Raw genomic sequence first — 18,869 nt, forward strand, 5'->3', positions numbered from 1 at the left:
ACTGGTCGAACGGGACTTCAGAGAAATGTTTTGATCAGTCGCGAAGCTCGGCGACCGACTGACCAACCTCACGGACGTGTTCACTTCGCTCGAGGTCGAGTTCCTCGGCGAGGTAGTCAACCGTCTCTTCGAGGCTCATATCGGAATGAAGTCTGTCTAACGGTATAAACCTAGTGCTGACGCAGCAATGTCGCCCATCAGAGGAAGCGTCTGTGTATACCAAATTACGTACCCCTCGGGAAAACTGTGGAATCGGTGATCGCATAGCGATACCCACCGAAATCACGCAGTGTCGCCATTTGCTGTCCATTAACCGAACTCAATTGAAAGAAGCTCCGAAGCGATCGGGAGCGTTTCAGTCTGCAGGTTGTGCGTCAGTCGCTGGTGTCCCGCTTGGAAGCTCGGGGATGGACAGGTCCACGCGGCGGAGCAGCTGAGCGTTGATGGCAACGATGACTGTACTCAACGACATCAAGAGCGCACCCACAGCGGGGGACAGCAGAATCCCGATCGGTGCCAACACGCCTGCTGCGAGCGGAATCGCGAACACGTTATAGCCGGCCGCCCAGACGATGTTCTCCTGCATCTTTCGGTAGCTCGCCTTGCTCAGCTTGACCAGTCGAACGACATCCATGGGGTTGTTCTGGACGAGGATGACGTCGGCCGACTGGACCGCGACGTCAGTACCACTCCCGATCGCAATGCCGACGTCGGCTCGCGTCAGCGCCGGCGCGTCGTTCACACCGTCGCCGACCATCCCCACGAGCTTCCCCTGGTCCTGGAGTTCCTGGACTTTCTCGTCTTTGTCTTCGGGGAGGACCTCCGCGAACACTGTGTCGATGCCCAGTTCGTCGGCGACGGCATTGGCGACGTCCTGGGAGTCCCCAGTCAGCATCGCCACCTCGATCCCCAGATCGTGGAGGGCGTCGACGACGCGGAAACTCTCCTCGCGGATCACGTCGGCCATCGCGAAGGCGGCGATTAGCTCTCCGTCACGAACGAGATACACCACTGTCTGGGCGTTCTGTCCGGCCTCGTCAGCGAAGCGCTGGAGATGGTCGGGGATCTCGCTATCCAGCTGGGTCAACAGGTTCGGCCCACCAACGTACACCTCGTTGCCGTCGACGTTCGCGCGAACCCCCCGTCCTTTGATCGCCTCGAAGGCGGTCGCATCAGGGGCGCTGAGATCGCGCTCGTCGGCAGCCTCGCGGATCGCTCGGGCGATCATGTGTTCGGAGTCACTCTCGACAGCCGCCGCCAGCGCGAGCGCGTCGTCCTCGTCGACGCCGTTGACGGTCGCCATATCCACGACGCCGTGTTCGCCCTCGGTGAGCGTCCCTGTCTTGTCGAAGATGATCGCGTCAAGGTTCCGCGCATCCTCCATCGCGATGCGGTCGCGAACGAGCATCCCGTTCCGAGCGGCGAGCGACGTGTTGATCGCGACGACCAGCGGGATGGCGAGCCCGAGAGCGTGTGGGCAGGCGATGACGAGTACCGTGACGACGCGTTCGATGACGGTCACGTCGAACGAGACCGCAACGGTCCACGCAATCGCAGTCACGATTGCCGCCCCGAGTGCGACATAGAACAGCCAGCCAGCCGCCCGGTCGGCCAGCACCTGCGTCTTGGACTTGCTCTGCTGGGCTTCCTCGACGAGACGCATGATGCCCGCGAGTGTCGTCTCCTCGCCCGTCGCGCCAACACGGACGCGGAGACTACCATCGCCGTTGATGGTGCCGCCGATGACCTCGTCGCCAGGCTCCTTCGAGACGGGCTTGGACTCGCCCGTGATCATCGACTCGTTGACGTCCGAATCACCTTCCTCAACGGTGCCGTCAGCAGGGACACTTGCGCCCGGTCGGACGAGCACGAGATCGCCTTCCGAGAGCTCACTGACGGGAACTTCCTCGGTCTCCCCGTCGTCGGTGATACGCTCGGCGGTGTCTGGCATCAGTTTCGCCAGTTCGTCGACCGCGCTGGAGGCCCGCCGGACCGACCGCATCTCGATCCAGTGGCCCAGCAGCATGATGTCGATCAGCGTCACGAGTTCCCAGAAGAACGCTGACTGGGTCGGGAAAACCACGCTCGCGAGGCTGTAGACGAACGCGACGGTGATCGCCATCGAGATGAGCGTCATCATCCCCGGCGCACGGTCTTTTAGCTCCGGCACAGCCATCTTGAGGAACGGAATCCCACCGTACGCGAAGACGATCACCGCGAAGACGGGATTGATCCACTCGCTCCCCGGGAATGCCGGGACGGAGAAGCCGAGCCACTCCTGTAGCATTTCGCTGTACAGGAGGACGGGAATCGACAGGAGCGTCGAAATGAAGAAACGCCGGCGGAACATCTGTTCGTGGCCTTCGTGCATCCCGCCATGGCCCTCGCCGTGTCCTTCGTGGGAACCGTGGCCGTGCCCGTCGCCCTCGTGGCCGGCGTGTTCGTGCTGCTCGTGGGACGCCATCTCACCTGCCGCAGCAGGGTGAGCTTCCTCCTCTAGTAGCTCCTGCTCTACCCCTTCCTCGTCAGATTCCGCGACCGCTTCAGCGTGCTCACCGTGTTCGTGCTGGTGACTGGTGGTGTCCTGCTGGTCCTCTCCTCCCGGGGAATTCTCAGTTGTATCTTTGTGGTCATCCATGAGTCATGTTCTCTATTGAGGTGGTTCCGCCGGCTTCCTGAATCTTCGGCCCTGAAACCGTACAGCAAGACCAGCGTAGACAAGCTCCGAGGACAACAGTTAGTCGTCGTCTCGAAGCGACTTGTGCTATCCGCAGCGCACGATACTCAGGCGTGAGCGGTGTATCCCGCGTCTTCGACGGCCGCCACGAGGGCCGTGACCTCTGCCTCACCGTCGACACTTGCCTGTTCACTCTCCCTGTCGACGGTCACGGAAGTCACGCCAGTGACCTCTTCAAGGGCCTCTTCGACCGTCTGCTCACAGTGACCGCACGACATTCCTTCCACGGTGATGGTCGTCGTCATACAGAGGTACATACGGCTCCCTCTCTTTAGCGGATTTCCCCTTCGATTATACTGGTCTCTTGGGGGTCAAACTTTAGATTCCAAGTGATATGTGCAGCCGCAACGAACCAAATCTCAGATTCAGCAACTGACGATGGCGGGAAGACTCAGGTATCGTTGTGGCGCTCCAGATACGTCTTCGCCGCTAAAAAGACGTATAGTGCGCCGATAGCCCGAATACCTGAGCGGAATCGTTCGTTCCATTCGATCGACTCCGGACGCTCGTACAGGAAAACGGTGGCAAATCTTCGATACAGATCGGGAAACAGGAAGACGATAGCGCCGAACACACCGGTAAGATTCATCAGCCACGCGTATGCTCACCCATTGAGGAGGGAAATCGCAGCTATCAGAACGCCCTCAGACCGGATAGCTGGGCCGACCCACCCTCTCACCGTTCCCTCGCTTGGATTCGCAATCGTGAGTTTCTCGAAGAGTTTGACGATTTTGTCCGGGACCAGCGCTGAGAGAGCGCCAAGGACACCCACGAGTGTTCGAATCATACGATACTGTACGACAGGTACGGACATAATTCCCGCTGCGACCCTACACTGGCGAGAATAAGGGGAATCCGAACAATAGCGACTTCGAATGAGGAACTACGCCCAGAGGCCGCTTCTTGAATGAACGTCCCGAATCCTCAGGGGTTCGGGGCATACAGGGCGTAGAGAATCGACAGCATCCCGGCTGCGGTGACGAGTGCTGCGACGAATCCTGCTTCGAAAATCGACACTTGGAGGAGTTCGAAGAGCACGCCCTCGAGGAGGCCGCCGAGCCCGACCAGCGCGAAGCCAGCCGCGACGTACAGGAGTAACTGCGTGTGATGCCGTTGGTATCCGCGATAGGCCTGGTAGGCGATCACCAGCGCCAGGGCGGTCGTGAACAGCTTGCCGATGACGAATAACGTGTGTTCCATGAGTCAGTCTCCCCGCATTTCCTCGAAGATGGACGTAATCCGGTCGGCGGGGTCCGGCCGAACATCGATCTGCACGTCGAAGCCCTCTGCTTGGAGGAGTACTTCGACACGTTCGAGTCGCGCCTCGTACTCGCTGTAGTGCCGTCCGCCTGGGTCGACGTGCGTGTACTCCTCAAGGAGGCCCTGCTCGACGAGGCGGCTGACACGCCGCGAGACGGTCGGGCGTGACATGTCGCATTCCTCGCTGAGCTCCTTCGCGGAGAGTCGGTCGGTCTTCGTCGCCACGAGGATGTCGCGGGCGTACTCGTCGTCGAGTGTGGCGAAGATGTCCGACGGGTCGGCCTCCTCAGTCACACGTCCGTACTCGCTACAGGAGGGTAATATAGCCCGCCGGTTTTCTGACTCAGAACGCCGGCTCGCCGTTATATCGTCTCTGCCTCCGTACTGATAGTTGAAGGTGCAATAACTATGTCCACACTCGACTCCGGCATGAATCAGCTCGAGAGCAGAGTCGGCGGTCTGACCGTCGGCGGGAAAGTTCACAGTCTCAGTGCGTGGTTCGTGCTCGCGCTCCGTCTCATGATGGGCTACGCGTTCGCGTACTCCGGGTTCACGAAGATCACCGGCGAGTTCGCCGCGGGCGGTTACCTCACGAACGTCGCGGCGACGAACGGCAACCCGCTCGCGGGGATGTTCGCGTGGATGGGGAGTACGCCGTGGTTCGTCGAGTTCGCGAACGTGGCCGTCCCGTGGGGCGAGCTGTTCATCGGCCTCGGCCTGCTCGTCGGCGCGTTCGTCCGCCTCGCGGCGTTCTTCGGCGCGCTCATGATGCTCATGTTCTACTTCGGGAACTGGGACATGAGCCACGGGTTCATCAACGGGGACTTCGCGTACATGCTCGTGTTCCTCGCGGTCGCCGCGTTCGCCGCGGGCCGCATCCTGGGCCTCGACCAGTACATCGAGAACTACGACGTCGGTGGCGAGACGCTCGTTGAGCGCTACCCCGCCCTCGAATACATCCTCGGCTAACCACGCCGAACTCTCTTCAGGAGTACAATAATGCAAAATCCAATTCAAGCACGCGGGATTCGTTCTCTGGGACTCATCGTCATCGGAGCACTGACGCTAGCCGTCATCATTGGAATGACTCTGACGCACGCTGCTGTTCCAGATACAGTGATGTGGGACTGGCATGACGGGATGTGGAATGATGGTCACATGGCCGGGTGGGGAATATGGAGCTGGGGGATGATGTTGATCGGTTTGCTGTGGATGGCACTTCTGATCGCCCTTCCCGTCTACATCGTCTACTGGCTGACAACGCGGTCGCCATCGGACGGCCCCACCGAGGATAGCGCACTCGCTGTCCTCCAGGAACGGTACGCTCGCGGCGAAATCGACGACGAGGAGTTCGAACGCCGGCGCGCCCGACTCACGCCTGACGGCGGCCGTTACTGACTGTTCTTCCCCTATTCGTCGACTTCCGTCTTCACGACGGTCGCTGGGCGGGTCGTCAATCGAAGGACGCGGTCGGTCACGCTTCCGAGCAAGGCCCGGTATTCTTCCGGCCGGTGTTTCGTTCCAAGTACAAGTAGATCCATATCTTCGGCATCAGCATACCGTACAATCGTCTCAGCCGGTCGGCCGTGCTCAATTGCTTTGACAACATTGACACCGACCTCCTTCGCTTTATATTGGATGTCTGCGATTGTTTCCGTTCCAAGTTCTTCGAGGCCATGTTCTGGGCCTTCGGCTTCATCAACGTACTCGTCACCGCTGTATGCTGTTACGACGTCCTCATCGACTACATACAGAACATGGAGATCGGCATTATGGGCCTCTGCTAGCGCGATAGCATGGGATTCAGCTTCCTCAGAAGCAACTGTCCCGTCAGTCGAGAGCAAAACCGTATCGTACATTTCTCTTTACTTATTGAGACTAGATTATAAAAGCCAGCGCTCTTGGATAGTGGCGTAGCTGGTAACACTTTTTGTAACTTCACAAAGTTTGGAGATTGTCGTCTCTCACGGTTGAAGAGTGGAGGATTTCTATGACGACCAGCTGATGCTAAGCTATTTCCTGTTATGAGTCGTACTGATTAGCATGGGTACCAGACCAACTGACCTCCGGATGGATATTGGTCGTATTGCTGATGAGTCGGTCGCCCGTGTCACGCCTGACGCCACGGTTGCCGAGATCGCTCACACGATGATCTCCCAATCGCGGTGTGCCAGGTACGTGGTCGTCGAAGAATCCGATCAGATCTCTGGTATCATCACCGATCGAGACCTGATTGCTAACCTGCTCACCGAGGAAAGCGAGTTAAGTGTGCTCACAGCCGAGACGAGTGGAGACGACGTACGAGCTGCTGACGTGATGACGCGTGACCCACTTACTGTGCCAGCAGATGCTGAGATTCCAAAAGTCCTGAGACAAATGAACGAAGCGGGTGCTCGACACGTCCCGGTTGTTGAAGACGGGAGCGTTATCGGGATGATCACTCTGGACGATTTAATTACGCATGTTGCTGGTGAGAGCGCACACGTTTCAGCTCAGATGGATAACGTAGCGGGCATCATCCGAACAGAGTCTACGCACGATTGAAACGCTAATTTGGACTCAAAGTTTTTCGTGTTGCTTGTGCTTCCAGAAATAGAGTCAGTTGAGAGAGATTATCGCATGAGGAGCCGTCTAAGGACGTAGTGGAGGATGCCGCCGTGTTCGATATAGGTCACGGCGGCCGGCGTGCCGACCTGTGCTGTGACCGGGAACTCGACAGTCGACCCGTCCGCGCGCTCGGCGATAACGGTCAGTTCGTCCATCACATCGAGCCCCTCATCGAGACCGTAGATCGTGAAGACTTCCGACCCATCCAGACCGAGAGATTCCCACGAGTCGCCATCATCGAACTGTAGGGGGAGCACACCCATGCCAACGAGGTTGTCGCGATAGATGCGCTCATAACTCCCGGCGATGGTTGCGCGAACACCGAGCAGGTCCGTTCCTTTCGCCGCCCAGTCCCGGCTAGACCCAGTTCCGAACTCCTCGCCAGCCATCACGACGAGCGGTATCCCCTCGTCCCGATAGCGTCGACTAGCTTCGAACACCGTGGCTTGTTCGTCGGTCGGGTGGTGGATCGTGTAGCCACCCTCGACGTCGTCGAGCATCTCGTTCTCGATTCGGACGTTGGCGAACGTCCCCCGCATCATCACCTCGTGATTGCCCCGACGTGCGCCGTAGGTGTTGAACTCGTGTGGCTCGACACCGTGATCGAGCAGCCACTGACCTGCGGGGAGGTCGGGACCGAACGGGCCGGCTGGACTGATGTGGTCGGTCGTAACAGTATCGCCGAGCCTCAGTAGACAGCGTGCGTCCTCGATATCGGCGACGCCGGGTTTCTCTACCGGGAAGTCCTTGAAGAACGGCGGTTCACGGATGTACGTCGAGTCCTCATCCCACTCGTAGACGTCACCCGTGGGCGCGTCGAGAGCAGCCCATCGCTCATCGCCCTCGAACACGGAGGCGTACTTCTCCTCGAACATCTCCGGAGAGACGTTCTCGTGGATTGTGGCCTGTACGTCCGCTGCGTCCGGCCAGATGTCCGCCAGATAGACTGGGTTACCCTCAGCGTCGGTGCCCAGCGGCTCGTGTTCGAGATCGATATCCATCCGTCCTGCGAGTCCGTAGGCGACGACGAGCGGCGGACTTGCGAGGTAGTTTGCGCGGATCTTCGGGTGGATACGCGCCTCGAAGTTCCGGTTCCCGGAGAGAACGCTCGTCGTCCAGAGGTCGTGGTCGTCGATGGCCTGTTCGATCGGGTCGGGAAGTGGTCCGGCGTTGCCGATACAGGTGGTACAGCCGTAACCGACGACGGCGTACCCGAGCTCTTCGAGATACGGAAGCAGCCCCGATTCTTCGAGATACTGCGTGACGACACGGCTACCCGGTGCGAGACTCGTCTTGACGTACGGCGGGATGTCCAGGCCTTTCTCGACGGCGTTCTGGGCGAGCAGTCCAGCAGCGATCATCACCGACGGGTTCGACGTGTTCGTACAGCTCGTGATGGCGCTGACGACAACATCTCCGTGTCCAATTTCGACCGTCTCACCGTCGAGGTCGACCTCGACGCGTTTGGTTAACGGGTGCAGTTCCGATTCGGGTTCAACCTGAACGCCGCCATCGGTCTCCGCACCAGCTGTACCACCCTCACCGAGCCACCGCTGCAATGCGTCCTCGTCGACATCATCGAGGTCGTCCTCGAACTCCCCGTGGAGAAGTCCCCGGAAGCTCTGTTTAACGTCCCCCATCGGAATCCGGTCCTGTGGCCGCTTGTGTCCGGCTAGACTCGGTTCGACTGTCGAGAGGTCGAACTCGATGACCTCAGTATATTCTGGTTCCTGTTCCCCGAATAGACCTTGAGATTCGAGGTACTCGCGAACGAGGTCGACGTGGTCGGGATCACGCCCGGTGAGTTCGAGATACTCGAGCGTCTGCTCGTCGACCGGGAACATACTGATCGTCGAGCCCTGTTCGGGCGCCATATTGGCGATCGTGGCCCGGTCGGGGACTGTGAGGTTCTCCACACCAGGACCGAAGAATTCCACGAACCGGTCGACGACGCCGACCTCGCGGAGCCGTTCGGTAATGTGGAGCACGAGATCCGTCGCCGTCGCACCCTCGGGTAATTCGCCTTCGAGACGGACGCCGACGACCTCGGGGAGTTTCATCGTGACCGGCTGACCGAGCATCGCCGCTTCCGCTTCGATGCCGCCGACGCCCCACCCGACCACACCGATGCCACCGATCATCGGGGTGTGGCTGTCCGTGCCGACGAGCGTGTCCGGCAGGAGCCAGTTCTCGCCGTTTTGCTCGCGGGCGTGGACGACCCGACCCAGATGCTCGAGATTCACCTGGTGGACGATACCGGTTCCCGGCGGGACGACGTTGAAGTTCTCGAAGGCGTTCTGCGCCCACTTGATCGCGCGATACCGTTCGGCGTTTCGCTCGTACTCCAGTTCGACGTTCTTTTCGTAGGCGTCCTCGGAGTCGAAGTAGTCGACCTGGACGCTGTGGTCGATCACGAGATCAATAGGAATCTCCGGTTCGACCAGGGTAGGATCCCGGTCTTTGCGGTCGACTTCGGATCGAAGGGCCGCCAGGTCGACGACCGCGGGCACGCCGGTGAGATCCTGTAGGACGACTCGTGATGGAGAGAACGGAACCTCTGCGTCCGGTACGTCTGGCTCCCAGCCAGCAGCATTCCTGACATCCGCCGCAGTAACGGTTTCGCCGTTGGCGTTTCGGAGCACCGACTCGAGGAGGATACGGATGCTCACCGGGAGCGTGTCGAGGTCACAGAGGCCCTGTTCTTCGAGTGCTCGAAGATCGGCTATCTTGTACGTCGTCCCGTCGACGTCGAGTTCGCGGACAGCATCGAATGGGAGCGGATCAGTCACAGTAGTTGAATATGTGATAGGCAACGATATCAATCTCCCCCCGAATCCGATTCGATGGGAATCAGGATTCAGTTTTCTGTGAGGATGTCCCTGGACTCACCGAATAAAAGACCAGAGGAGGACAGTGAATCCACATACCAACGCGACGGATTCAGCGATATGAACCTGTGTGAGTGTTAATGCTGAAAATTGATAGAGAAACCCCTCTATGAGGACGCCGAGTGTAATGAATCCGAAGCCGATCGTTGCATCACGTAAGTATCGAGTCTGTTCCTGACGATAGGCGCGAAAACTGATTGTTGTCGTCGCAACGCCCAATAAGAGGAGAAAGACACGGACTCCAATTAGCGTAACTTCCCACCCACTAGTCATGAGTCACCCCCTCCATCTGTCGGTTGAGACATTCGTCCGTATAACGAGTAGAGGATGATAAGCATGCCCACCGCGACAATAGCAGTCTGAATCGTCCCGGCCACGAAGATGGACAGCCCGACGACGTCGAAGAGGATGCCTTCGATTACGGACCCGACACTGATGAAAAGGAACCCGATAGCGACGTACAGCATCGGTTCGCTACCGTGGACTCTGTACCCACGAAACGCTTGGTACGTTATTAGCAGTCCCAGTCCGACTGTGACGAGCTTTGCGATGACGAGTTCGATGTGCATGATTAGGTGTCCCGGATGTCGCTCCAGATCCGCGAGAACCGCTGTGCGGCGTCCTCACGAACGTGCATCTTCACGGCGATGGTTCCATCTTCGACGTCGACGTTGAGGTGGTCGACGTTCGCTTCATAGACGCTATGATGGCTCCCGTCGGCCTCCATCTGTGTCCGTTCGACGAGCAGGTCGTGGGCAACCATATCCTCGACTCGGCGATAAATCGTCGAAAGAGCAACGTCGCACTCTTCACTCAATTCCTTCGCCGAGAGTGGTTCACGGCTCGTCGCGGCCAGAATCTGACGAACCCGCTCCTCTCCGAGGAGCTCCAACAGTTCGTCAGCGCTGTCGTCCGTGGACACAGCTATTCCTCGCAATACCAGATGCTTTCCCGCCGAGACGTAAGTAACAGCCAGATTTGCGTGGCGTGCAAAACAGGTCTTCCACCTTTTTCCACAGCTCTCATACGTCCATCTGTGAGGTGACCCACGCTATGACAACTAATTCAGGACTAACGCGTCGGCGGATGCTCCAATTGACCGGCGGTGCAGCTGTCGTTGGGCTCGCGGGATGTACCGGGACGCAAACAGACGATAGTGGCGGCGGGGCAGACAGTACCTCCACAAGTACTGAAGAGGGAAGCCACACCGAGGACGGCGGTGAATCGGGGCACAACGATGAAGGTGGCCACGATGAAGCTGTCGGTGCACCGAGCGATTCGGTTGATGTCTCCATGATCACCGAGGACGGGGGGTATCACTTCGAACCGCACGTCGTCCGCGTTAATGTCGGCGGGACGGTCACGTGGACCAATGAGAGCGGCAGCCACTCGACGACGGCCTACCATCCAGACAACGACCAACCCCAGCTCGTTCCTGATGGGGCTGCATCATGGGATAGTGGCCTTCGCTCGGAGGAAGGCGCGACGTTCGAGCACACCTTCGAGACCGAAGGTGTCTACCACTACTACTGTACGCCCCACGAGTCGCTCGGCATGCTCGGGAGCGTTATTGTCGGTGATCCGGACCCGCACGAACAGGTCGCGCTCGAAGACCCGCCCGCTGATAAACCGGAGACCGTCCGCGAGAAACTCACCGAGCTGAATGAGATAGTTCGGACGGCGCTCGGCGACGACCACTAATTACCACTTCGACTACGTTCTTTATTAGATGAGGAGATTGAACACGACGTGAGCCAGCCCAAGGACGAGATAGCCCCCCAGAAGTAAACCGAGAGTTCTCCGGGATAGAGACGGTAACCCAACGGTATCGGTTCCGTGGATTCGCTCGCCGAGTGTGTAAACGAAGCGTCCTGCCAGCAGCGCGAACGGAAGATGAACGAATAGTAGGGGGAGGAGTATGGAATCGAACTGGGCGGTCCTTTCGAGACGGGACAGATACTCGAGTTTGAGGACCAGTTCTAACCCACCAACGGTGAGTCCAGATGCGACAGTTGCAAGGAGTCCCTCAGTTTTTGAGAGCAATCGATCTCGGGCGTAGCTCCAGACGTAAAAGACGAGTATCAAAGGGAGCAATCTGACGAACGCTTCCTCGATGAAGCCAGCGAGCCACATCCAGAGTCGAGAAGTTGTCGCTGATAGTAGTACGAGTTCAACCCGATAGGCGATTAAAACACCGAGGGCTGTCACTAGAGCACTGAAAGTCGCGAGCCCGAAGAGCGACCGGTACCGAGCGGACACGCTCGACCAATAGCGGTCCAACAAGATAGTCATGGGGACTTTCTCGCAGTGACAGTTGTTTTGCCTCGGCACCCTGACGACACCACTCTTATACCCATACGCGTGTTACCTGTTACCACAGGATCTGTCATCTGCCACAATAAGCTATTCCAGCATGGGCTCCTCAGAACAAGGCGACACATGCGATTCCGCATCTGGGCCTAGTGGCGACATCGTTGATCGTATTGAGCGGGAGGTCCTCTCCCGACGGGCGTTTCTTGCTGGAGTTGGTCTTGGATCGATAAGCGGTGTCGGGGCAACAGTCACCCTTACTCGAATGGATACAGGCTTCCAGTCGCTGGCGACACTGGCAGGTGGGGCGACGACCCCGTTGGATACTCGGTACTATCTTCCAGCGGTGGACGCAGATGGCGCTGGCCTTGTCGTCGAGACCACCTTCAAATTCGCTGCTGGCGATGGTGAGTTGTTCGTCAATCTGAACGGGATTGAACTTCGACACGACCTCCAGCGCGCACTTGACGAAGCAAAGCAAACTGCGACTCGTCTCACCGGACGATCGTTGGCAGATATAGCCATACACGTATCGTTCGTGTCACCCGAGTCCGACACCCTTGCACTCCAGGGGAAAAGTTGGGAGGCTGGCCTCACAGTCGCACTTATCGCTGGTCTCCGTCAGCAGCCGTTGTCGTCTGAGACACTCATTACTGGAATCGTTGACGACAATGGACACCTGCTTCCAGTTGGCGGAATCGAAGCAAAAGCCCGGAGTGCTCGGGCGTTCGGAGCGACCGAATTAGTCGTTCCGAGCGGTGCCGATTCAGGCGGAACTATCGAGGGGGTTCGTCTGACACCGGTTGAATCGGTCTCAGACGTACTCGATCGACTGTTCTAACGGTATATTCCGCTGTGACAGAGTGTCGCTGCCCTTCAGTTGTGGCGTGGTCGGATTACGCAGACGCGTCGTATCCAGCGTCCTTGACGGAGCTGACGAGTGTATCTGAATCAGCGGACCCCTCGATCGTCGCAGACTCGGCGTTTCGATCAGCAGTCGCCGCGGAAACGCCCTTGACATCTTCAAGTGCGTCTTCGACGGTCTGTTCGCAGTGTTCACAGGTCATCCCTTCGACGGTGATGGTCTGGCTCATAGCCATCTACAGATAGAGGATGTGCTTCTATGTGGTTTTCCACTTAGAAGCAAATGTATTCTCCACCCCTAATCCCAACCTTCCAAAGTTTATAGTGCGTAACAATAATGTATCCAGCGTAATGAGGCAGTAGTATGCGCAATCTGGACGAAACCGATCTGGAGATACTCTCGTTACTGGCCGAAAACGCCCGCCGTCCATTCAGTGCGATCGGGGAAGAAGTTGATTTATCAGGCCCAGCTGTTTCCGACCGGGTCAAACGATTACAGGAAGCAGATATTATCAACAATTTCACAATCGACGTAAACCGGGCGCACCTTCGGGCCGGGGTTCCTGTGTTCATTCAAGCCGAAATCGAACCGGGATCACTCGAGGAGGCCCGCACGCGAGTTCGCGGATCGGATGGCATCGAACACGTCTTTGCGACAGCCGAAGGCGATCTCTGGTTCTATGCCCGTGTTGAGGCACAGAACGTCCGCCAGTGGGTAGACAGCCTTTTTGATGGTCTTGAGATATCGGGATATTCAGTCACCTTGATCGACGAAACTGAATGGACACCTTCAATTGACGGCGTCGAATTTGCCCTCACCTGTACCGAATGCAACAATACCGTCGACAATGAAGGTGAGACGACGCGCATCGATGGGGAGATCTATCACTTCTGTTGTCCGTCTTGTCTCGCACGATTTGAAGACCGCTATCAGCGGCTCGAAGAGGGAGTATAGTACGCTCTTTGGATTCCAAATTTCATTGGGGTCGATAACCACCATCTCGCAACAGTAAACCGCCTAAACATAGACCCCGTATAGTAGAACGAGCATGACAAGCCGAACAACTCATCTCGACATCACGGGGATGTCCTGCGCCAACTGCTCGGCGACAATCCAGGACACTCTCGAATCCCTTGACGGAGTATCGGAGGCGGATGCGAACTTCGCCACCGATGAGGGGTCTGTTACCTACGATCCCGAGACAGTATCGCTTCACGAAATCTACGACGCAATCGACGGGGCGGGCTACGGTGCAGTCTCGGAGACGGTAACGATTGCCATCTCCGATATGACGTGTGCCAACTGCGCCGAAACTAACGAAACTGCTCTCGAAAGTACACTCGGAGTCATTACCGCGGAGGTAAACTACGCGACTGACGAGGCGCAGGTGACCTACAATCCGGCAGAGGTGTCTCTCGATGCGCTGTACGATGCCATCGAAGACGCCGGCTATTCGCCAGTTCGCGAAGACAGTGGCGATGAGGGCTCGGGGCAGGATGCGCGTGATGCCGCCCGCCAGGCTGAGATACGGAAACAGCTCAGGCTAACCCTCTTTGGGGCAGTATTATCAGTTCCACTGCTCTTCTTCCTCATCGACAGCTATCTTCTCGGTGGCGTGTTCGTCCCTGAAACCGTTTTCGGCGTGGAACTCGGCTGGGTCGAGTTCCTGCTCGCCACGCCGGTACAGGCGATCCTCGGCTGGCCGTTCTATAAGAACTCGTACAAGGCGATCGTGAAGAATGGCCGCGCCAACATGGACGTGCTGATCGCGATCGGGTCGACAACGGCCTATCTATACTCTGTGGCAGTCCTTGCTGAACTCATCGCGGGTGGGCTCTACTTCGACACGGCAGCCCTCATCCTCGTGTTCATTACGCTCGGTAACTATCTCGAAGCTCGTTCAAAGGGTCAAGCGGGCGAGGCCCTCCGGAAGCTCCTCGAAATGGAAGCCGAAACGGCGACCATTGTCCGTGAGGATGGTAGTGAGGAAGAGATTCCACTTGAAGAGGTCACAACGGGTGACCAGATGAAAGTCCGCCCCGGTGAGAAGATCCCAACCGACGGGGTCGTCGTTGACGGGCAGTCCGCCGTCGACGAGTCGATGGTTACCGGTGAGTCTGTCCCTGTAGAAAAAGAGGAGGGAGATGAGGTCGTCGGCTCGACGATTAACGAGAACGGCGTTCTTCTCGTGGAGGCCACTAACGTCGGCGAAGATACTGCCCTCCAGCAAATCGTTCAGACCGTCAAGGAAGCACAATCGCGCCAGCCAGATATCCAGAATCTAGCAGACCGCATCTCGGCGTATTTCGTGCCGGCAGTTATCGCGAACGCTATCCTCTGGAGCGTTATTTGGTTCCTGTTCCCGGAGGTGCTGGCTGGCTTCGTTGACTGGCTCCCGCTATGGGGGCAGGTGGCGGGCGGCCCGGCAGCGGCGGGCGGCACGGTCACCGTCTTCGAGTTCGCAATCATCGTCTTCGCGTCCTCGATCCTCATTGCCTGCCCCTGTGCGCTGGGGCTGGCGACGCCCGCGGCGACGATGGTCGGGACGACCATTGGGGCCCAGAACGGCGTCCTGTTCAAGGGCGGTGACATCCTCGAACGCGCCAAGGACGTCGATACAGTCGTCTTCGACAAAACGGGTACGCTCACCGAGGGTGAGATGGAACTCACCGACGTGGTCGTCTTCGATAGCGATGGAAATGCGGTGACTGATGGAGGTGAGCCGGCACCAGATGGTGGACAGCTCAGCACTCGTGAGCGCCTCTCTGAGGATGATGTGCTTCGGCTGGCGGCGATAGCCGAAAGCGGCAGCGAACACCCGCTTGCCCAAGCAATCGTCGAAGGGGCTGAAGAACGCGGACTAGACGTGACTGAGCCCGACGACTTCGAGAACGTCCCCGGTCACGGCATCAAAGCAGTCGTTGGTGACAGCGAGGTACTAGTCGGCAACCGCAAGTTGCTGCGAGACAACGACATCGACCCGTCTCCCGCCGAAGAGACGATGGAACGCCTCGAAAACGAGGGGAAGACGGCGATGCTCGTCGCTTTCGAGGGCGAACTGGTTGGTGTAGTGGCTGACGCCGACACAATCAAAGAGAGCTCCAAGCAGGCCGTTACGGCCCTACAACAACGGGGCGTTGACGTGATGATGATTACGGGCGACAACGAACGAACTGCTCGTGCGGTCGCCAAACAGGTCGGTATCGATCCGGAGAATGTCCGAGCAGAGGTCCTTCCCGAGGACAAGTCCAACGCCGTCGACAGTATTCAGGACGAGGGTCGGCAGGCGATGATGGTCGGTGACGGCGTCAACGACGCGCCGGCGCTCGCGGTCGCACACGTCGGGACAGCCATCGGCTCCGGCACGGACGTCGCCATTGAGGCTGCGGACCTTACGCTGATGCGCGATGATCCGCTCGACGTGGTGAAGGCGATCCGGATCTCGGACGCGACACTCAAGAAGATCAAGCAGAACCTCGTGTGGGCGTTCGGCTACAACACGGCGATGATCCCGTTAGCATCGCTCGGCCTGCTCCAGCCCGTACTCGCTGCAGCAGCAATGGCGTTCTCCAGCGTGTCGGTGCTGACGAACAGCCTGTTGTTCCGGCGGTACACCCCCGATCACGACTACAAGCTCTTCGGTCGCCTCCGCTGAACGTCACCTCTATATCAATGTCAAATATTTCCCGCCAAACGGTTCGGAGGTACCTCGTCGAGACAGCCAGTAGCGAACCGACATACCTCCGGGCTCGCGAGATCGCCGGCGACCTTGACGGATCGCCGAAGGCCGTTGCACAGTACCTCAGCCAACTTCAGGACGACCTCTCAAACGTCTCACTCGAACAGTGGGGGCGCTCGAAGAGTACGACGTGGCGATTGGAGGTGAACGAGTCGTGAGTACTGTCACCCGACGCGTCGAAACCGTCCTTCCGGAGACCGGCTCACGCGAGTGGTGGGCGCTGTACCTGCTCGCCCCGCTCGTCCTCGTCGGTGCGGGCCTCCTTGTGTTCCCGACGCTGGTCTACGACCGGTTCATCTGGCAGTACCTCTGGGGGCCAGTCGTCGCCGACGCCGTTAGTCAGCCAGTCACGCACGAGGGGATTCGTGCTGTCCAGGGCTACAACGCGGTGAACACGGTAATCTACCTCGCGGCAGTCGTATACAGCCTCCCCGGACTACGTGCGTATCTCGACCAACTCGACGTCACGTTCGACGCACGACTGGCCTACGGGTTCGCTCCGATCATCATCGCAGGTGGGGCGATGCGCGCCCTCGAGGATCTCGGGCTGCTCGGGGACTACGCGGTGTGGTTCATCACGCCATCGATTTACATCGTCGTCACCGCTGTCACCATCCTCGCGCTCGGTGTCGGTGCACTCTTGCGTGACCAAAATATCGGATCTATCCCGCTAACAGTCGGGCTCGTCGGGTCGGTGTGGGCTGTCGGGGCCGTCTGGTGGGCTGTTTGGCACGGCCTCTCGACATCGACCCCACTCCGCCTATGGGTTCCTGTCGCGACGACGGGGATAGCGCTCGGCGTAACCGCACTCTACTACTGGGGCACGAGTTTCGCCAATATCACCCACCTTCGACACCCGCTAATTCTGCTGGCCGTTTTCGGCCAGTTGTGGGACGCTGCGCAGAATCTCATCGGTGTGACGTTCCTCGGCTACTCCCCAAAGCTGGTCGTGACGAATCTCGTGTACCAGGCGACTGGATTCTCCGGATCGACGTTCGTGCTGAAACTCGTCGTGACTGTCGGCATCGTGTGGTATCTCGCCGATGCGAAAGAGGAGATGAATCACACGTGGTGGTGGCTTATGACGTTCTTCATCGGAGCGATCGGACTCCCGATGGGCGTTCGTGGGTCACTTCGGATGCTGTTGGGAGCTTAACGATGGCCTCAAAGATTGGCAAAAACCGATGACTCGAACGTCCAAAATTGCGGTAATAGGTGGAGGGATGGCCGGGCTTGCAGCAGCTGCTGGATTCGACGACGCTGGATTCGTCGTCGAACTATATGAGCGGCAGTCCTACGATAGCAAAGGCGTTAATTGCGGAGAAGCGATGACAGCGGTATCGAAGATCCCACTCGAACCGACTGTAGAGAACGGCTTTCTCAACCCGCTGCCAGCGATGGAAGTGGAGGTGTATGACGGAATCGACGCCGATCGCCACCGCACTGGAGCCGGCACCTTTCCTGCTGCGGATACATATATAACGGACCGAAATGTCGTTGAGCAGTCCTGGGCAGAACAACTCTCAGAGAAGGGTGTTGACATCCACGAAAACCAGTCTATCACACGGACAGATTTCCACGAGTTCACCGATGAGTATGATCTCGTCGTTGATGCAACCGGTCAGCCATCACTCTCTAGTAAAGCGCTCGGAACAACCAACGAGTATTCAGGATATATGGTAGCGCTTAACAGTGATGTCGAAGGGGACTTCACCGAGTTGTACCCGAACAGCCGGATAATTCTGGAGAACTATACAGGGTACTCGTGGGCATTCCCGAAGACATCGCAACGAGCCAACGTTGGTATCGGCTGGACGGTCAGTGACCGGCCTAATGATTATATGAAGGCATTGAGGGAAGCCTGTGAGCGGAATGGGTGGCCAGTCCCGTCGCAGGAACGGACGAACGTCGCAATCATTCCCGAGGGACCAAGCCTTGATCCCGACAGAACCCATCTACCGGAGCATTCAGTCGTACGAGTGGGTGATGCTGCAGGTATAGCAAACCGACTCACCGGAAAGGGGATCTCACAGGCCGTTGAATCGGGATTCTTGGCCGCAGAGCTGGCTAACAGAAGCCAATTACACAATTATCCTGATAGATTATATCAGAGGATGAAAACGGAGTACATTTTCGCCACAGTTGTGAGATACTTTCTTGAAACTCGTAATCCCAAGGTTCTGGGAGCAGCAATTCGTGCCGCTGCCGGGATCGATATTGAAGACGTTGACCGGTCTCCGAGTGCAGTTCTACTGCGTCTCCTCCGCCACCCTGTTTTATTTGCCCGTATTTTCTCGAGACGACGAGTTTTAAACCGTGTCTATGGAGGAATGACTAACCAGTGGGAGTTAATTGATTGATATCCACTCGAGTTAAATTCTCAGAATCTGTTAGCTACTGAGAGGATCGGTAAGTACAAAGGATTAGATCAGTAGATGAATTCAGTCCCTCAAACAGAATTTT

Annotated in this window: 23 protein-coding genes; 10 read left to right on the forward strand and 13 right to left on the reverse strand. The window is 58.0% G+C overall.

Annotation, left to right across the window (positions count from 1 at the left end; translation table 11 throughout):
- Positions 1 to 355 precede the first annotated feature (355 nt).
- The 6 genes from FJT57_RS15180 to FJT57_RS15200 form a co-directional block, all read right to left on the reverse strand.
- Complete coding sequence (locus FJT57_RS15180; protein WP_144906691.1) at positions 356 to 2,638, reverse strand: copper-translocating P-type ATPase; 2,283 nt, start codon at positions 2,636 to 2,638, stop codon at positions 356 to 358.
- Between the two features lie 146 nt (positions 2,639 to 2,784).
- Positions 2,785 to 2,982, reverse strand: a complete 198-nt coding sequence (locus FJT57_RS15185) for a heavy-metal-associated domain-containing protein (protein ID WP_006183483.1) — start codon at positions 2,980 to 2,982, stop codon at positions 2,785 to 2,787.
- 146 nt (positions 2,983 to 3,128) lie between these two features.
- Positions 3,129 to 3,326, reverse strand: coding sequence for a hypothetical protein (locus tag FJT57_RS17390; protein WP_394348820.1), 198 nt, complete (start codon positions 3,324 to 3,326; stop codon positions 3,129 to 3,131).
- A gap of 15 nt (positions 3,327 to 3,341) precedes the next feature.
- Positions 3,342 to 3,524, reverse strand: a complete 183-nt coding sequence (locus tag FJT57_RS17395; protein ID WP_394348821.1) for a hypothetical protein — start codon at positions 3,522 to 3,524, stop codon at positions 3,342 to 3,344.
- A 137-nt stretch (positions 3,525 to 3,661) separates the two neighbouring features.
- Positions 3,662 to 3,937 (reverse strand): DUF7521 family protein, encoded by a 276-nt coding sequence (locus FJT57_RS15195; protein WP_004515576.1) that lies wholly within the window; start codon positions 3,935 to 3,937, stop codon positions 3,662 to 3,664.
- Positions 3,938 to 3,940: 3 nt separating this feature from the next.
- Positions 3,941 to 4,291: an ArsR/SmtB family transcription factor gene (locus FJT57_RS15200; protein ID WP_144906692.1), complete on the reverse strand. Its 351-nt coding sequence runs from the start codon at positions 4,289 to 4,291 to the stop codon at positions 3,941 to 3,943.
- Between the two features lie 114 nt (positions 4,292 to 4,405).
- Here FJT57_RS15200 and FJT57_RS15205 point away from each other — a divergent pair, with 114 nt between their 5' ends.
- On the forward strand, positions 4,406 to 4,966 hold the full coding sequence (locus FJT57_RS15205) for a DoxX family protein (RefSeq protein WP_092817279.1): 561 nt from the start codon (positions 4,406 to 4,408) through the stop codon (positions 4,964 to 4,966).
- 30 nt (positions 4,967 to 4,996) lie between these two features.
- A complete protein-coding gene (locus FJT57_RS15210) occupies positions 4,997 to 5,395 on the forward strand; it encodes an SHOCT domain-containing protein (protein ID WP_049986209.1) in 399 nt (132 codons plus the stop codon).
- Positions 5,396 to 5,406: 11 nt separating this feature from the next.
- Here the strand turns inward: FJT57_RS15210 and FJT57_RS15215 are convergent, their stop codons facing one another.
- Complete coding sequence (locus FJT57_RS15215; protein ID WP_092817280.1) at positions 5,407 to 5,856, reverse strand: universal stress protein; 450 nt, start codon at positions 5,854 to 5,856, stop codon at positions 5,407 to 5,409.
- A gap of 184 nt (positions 5,857 to 6,040) precedes the next feature.
- On the opposite strand from FJT57_RS15215, the gene FJT57_RS15220 reads away from it, so the two are divergent.
- Positions 6,041 to 6,541 carry a CBS domain-containing protein gene (locus tag FJT57_RS15220; RefSeq protein WP_004594590.1) on the forward strand — a complete coding sequence of 167 codons (501 nt, stop codon included), beginning with the start codon at positions 6,041 to 6,043 and terminating at the stop codon, positions 6,539 to 6,541.
- Positions 6,542 to 6,609: 68 nt separating this feature from the next.
- Here FJT57_RS15220 and acnA read toward each other — a convergent pair whose 3' ends face one another.
- The 4 genes from acnA to FJT57_RS15240 form a co-directional block, all read right to left on the reverse strand.
- Positions 6,610 to 9,393 (reverse strand): aconitate hydratase AcnA, encoded by a 2,784-nt coding sequence (gene acnA, locus FJT57_RS15225; protein ID WP_144906694.1) that lies wholly within the window; start codon positions 9,391 to 9,393, stop codon positions 6,610 to 6,612.
- 96 nt (positions 9,394 to 9,489) lie between these two features.
- Entirely contained in the window at positions 9,490 to 9,765 is a 276-nt protein-coding gene (locus FJT57_RS17465) for a DUF7521 family protein (protein ID WP_123538929.1), read from the reverse strand.
- The gene (locus FJT57_RS15235; RefSeq protein WP_123538928.1) at positions 9,762 to 10,061 is read right to left on the reverse strand and encodes a DUF7521 family protein; all 300 of its coding nucleotides are present in this window, start codon (positions 10,059 to 10,061) and stop codon (positions 9,762 to 9,764) included. Before FJT57_RS15235 ends, FJT57_RS17465 begins: the two co-directional genes overlap by 4 nt.
- 2 nt (positions 10,062 to 10,063) lie before the next feature.
- Positions 10,064 to 10,414, reverse strand: a complete 351-nt coding sequence (locus FJT57_RS15240; protein WP_123538927.1) for a winged helix-turn-helix domain-containing protein — start codon at positions 10,412 to 10,414, stop codon at positions 10,064 to 10,066.
- A gap of 131 nt (positions 10,415 to 10,545) precedes the next feature.
- On the opposite strand from FJT57_RS15240, the gene FJT57_RS15245 reads away from it, so the two are divergent.
- On the forward strand, positions 10,546 to 11,193 hold the full coding sequence (locus FJT57_RS15245; RefSeq protein WP_206425148.1) for a plastocyanin/azurin family copper-binding protein: 648 nt from the start codon (positions 10,546 to 10,548) through the stop codon (positions 11,191 to 11,193).
- Between the two features lie 24 nt (positions 11,194 to 11,217).
- Here the strand turns inward: FJT57_RS15245 and FJT57_RS15250 are convergent, their stop codons facing one another.
- Positions 11,218 to 11,700 (reverse strand): hypothetical protein, encoded by a 483-nt coding sequence (locus FJT57_RS15250; protein WP_206425147.1) that lies wholly within the window; start codon positions 11,698 to 11,700, stop codon positions 11,218 to 11,220.
- Positions 11,701 to 11,905: 205 nt separating this feature from the next.
- Between FJT57_RS15250 and FJT57_RS15255 the strand changes: the two genes are divergently transcribed.
- The gene (locus FJT57_RS15255) at positions 11,906 to 12,643 is read left to right on the forward strand and encodes a S16 family serine protease (RefSeq protein ID WP_123538925.1); all 738 of its coding nucleotides are present in this window, start codon (positions 11,906 to 11,908) and stop codon (positions 12,641 to 12,643) included.
- A gap of 55 nt (positions 12,644 to 12,698) precedes the next feature.
- Here FJT57_RS15255 and FJT57_RS15260 read toward each other — a convergent pair whose 3' ends face one another.
- Positions 12,699 to 12,896, reverse strand: coding sequence for a heavy-metal-associated domain-containing protein (locus tag FJT57_RS15260; protein ID WP_123538924.1), 198 nt, complete (start codon positions 12,894 to 12,896; stop codon positions 12,699 to 12,701).
- Positions 12,897 to 13,030: 134 nt separating this feature from the next.
- Here FJT57_RS15260 and FJT57_RS15265 point away from each other — a divergent pair, with 134 nt between their 5' ends.
- The 5 genes from FJT57_RS15265 (at position 13,031) to FJT57_RS15285 (ending at position 18,766) form a co-directional block, all read left to right on the forward strand.
- The gene (locus FJT57_RS15265) at positions 13,031 to 13,621 is read left to right on the forward strand and encodes an AsnC family transcriptional regulator (protein WP_123538923.1); all 591 of its coding nucleotides are present in this window, start codon (positions 13,031 to 13,033) and stop codon (positions 13,619 to 13,621) included.
- A 94-nt stretch (positions 13,622 to 13,715) separates the two neighbouring features.
- A complete protein-coding gene (locus tag FJT57_RS15270) occupies positions 13,716 to 16,322 on the forward strand; it encodes a heavy metal translocating P-type ATPase (RefSeq protein ID WP_123538922.1) in 2,607 nt (868 codons plus the stop codon).
- Positions 16,323 to 16,339: 17 nt separating this feature from the next.
- On the forward strand, positions 16,340 to 16,564 hold the full coding sequence (locus FJT57_RS15275; protein ID WP_080508364.1) for a DUF7123 family protein: 225 nt from the start codon (positions 16,340 to 16,342) through the stop codon (positions 16,562 to 16,564).
- Entirely contained in the window at positions 16,561 to 17,562 is a 1,002-nt protein-coding gene (locus tag FJT57_RS15280; RefSeq protein ID WP_123538921.1) for a DUF63 family protein, read from the forward strand. The genes FJT57_RS15275 and FJT57_RS15280 overlap by 4 nt, the downstream gene beginning before the upstream one ends.
- 28 nt (positions 17,563 to 17,590) lie before the next feature.
- Positions 17,591 to 18,766: an NAD(P)/FAD-dependent oxidoreductase gene (locus FJT57_RS15285; protein ID WP_123538920.1), complete on the forward strand. Its 1,176-nt coding sequence runs from the start codon at positions 17,591 to 17,593 to the stop codon at positions 18,764 to 18,766.
- Positions 18,767 to 18,869: the final 103 nt, after the last annotated feature.

The organism is Halobellus captivus, assembly GCF_007655485.1.
Taxonomy (GTDB): Archaea; Halobacteriota; Halobacteria; order Halobacteriales; family Haloferacaceae; genus Haloquadratum; species Haloquadratum captivum.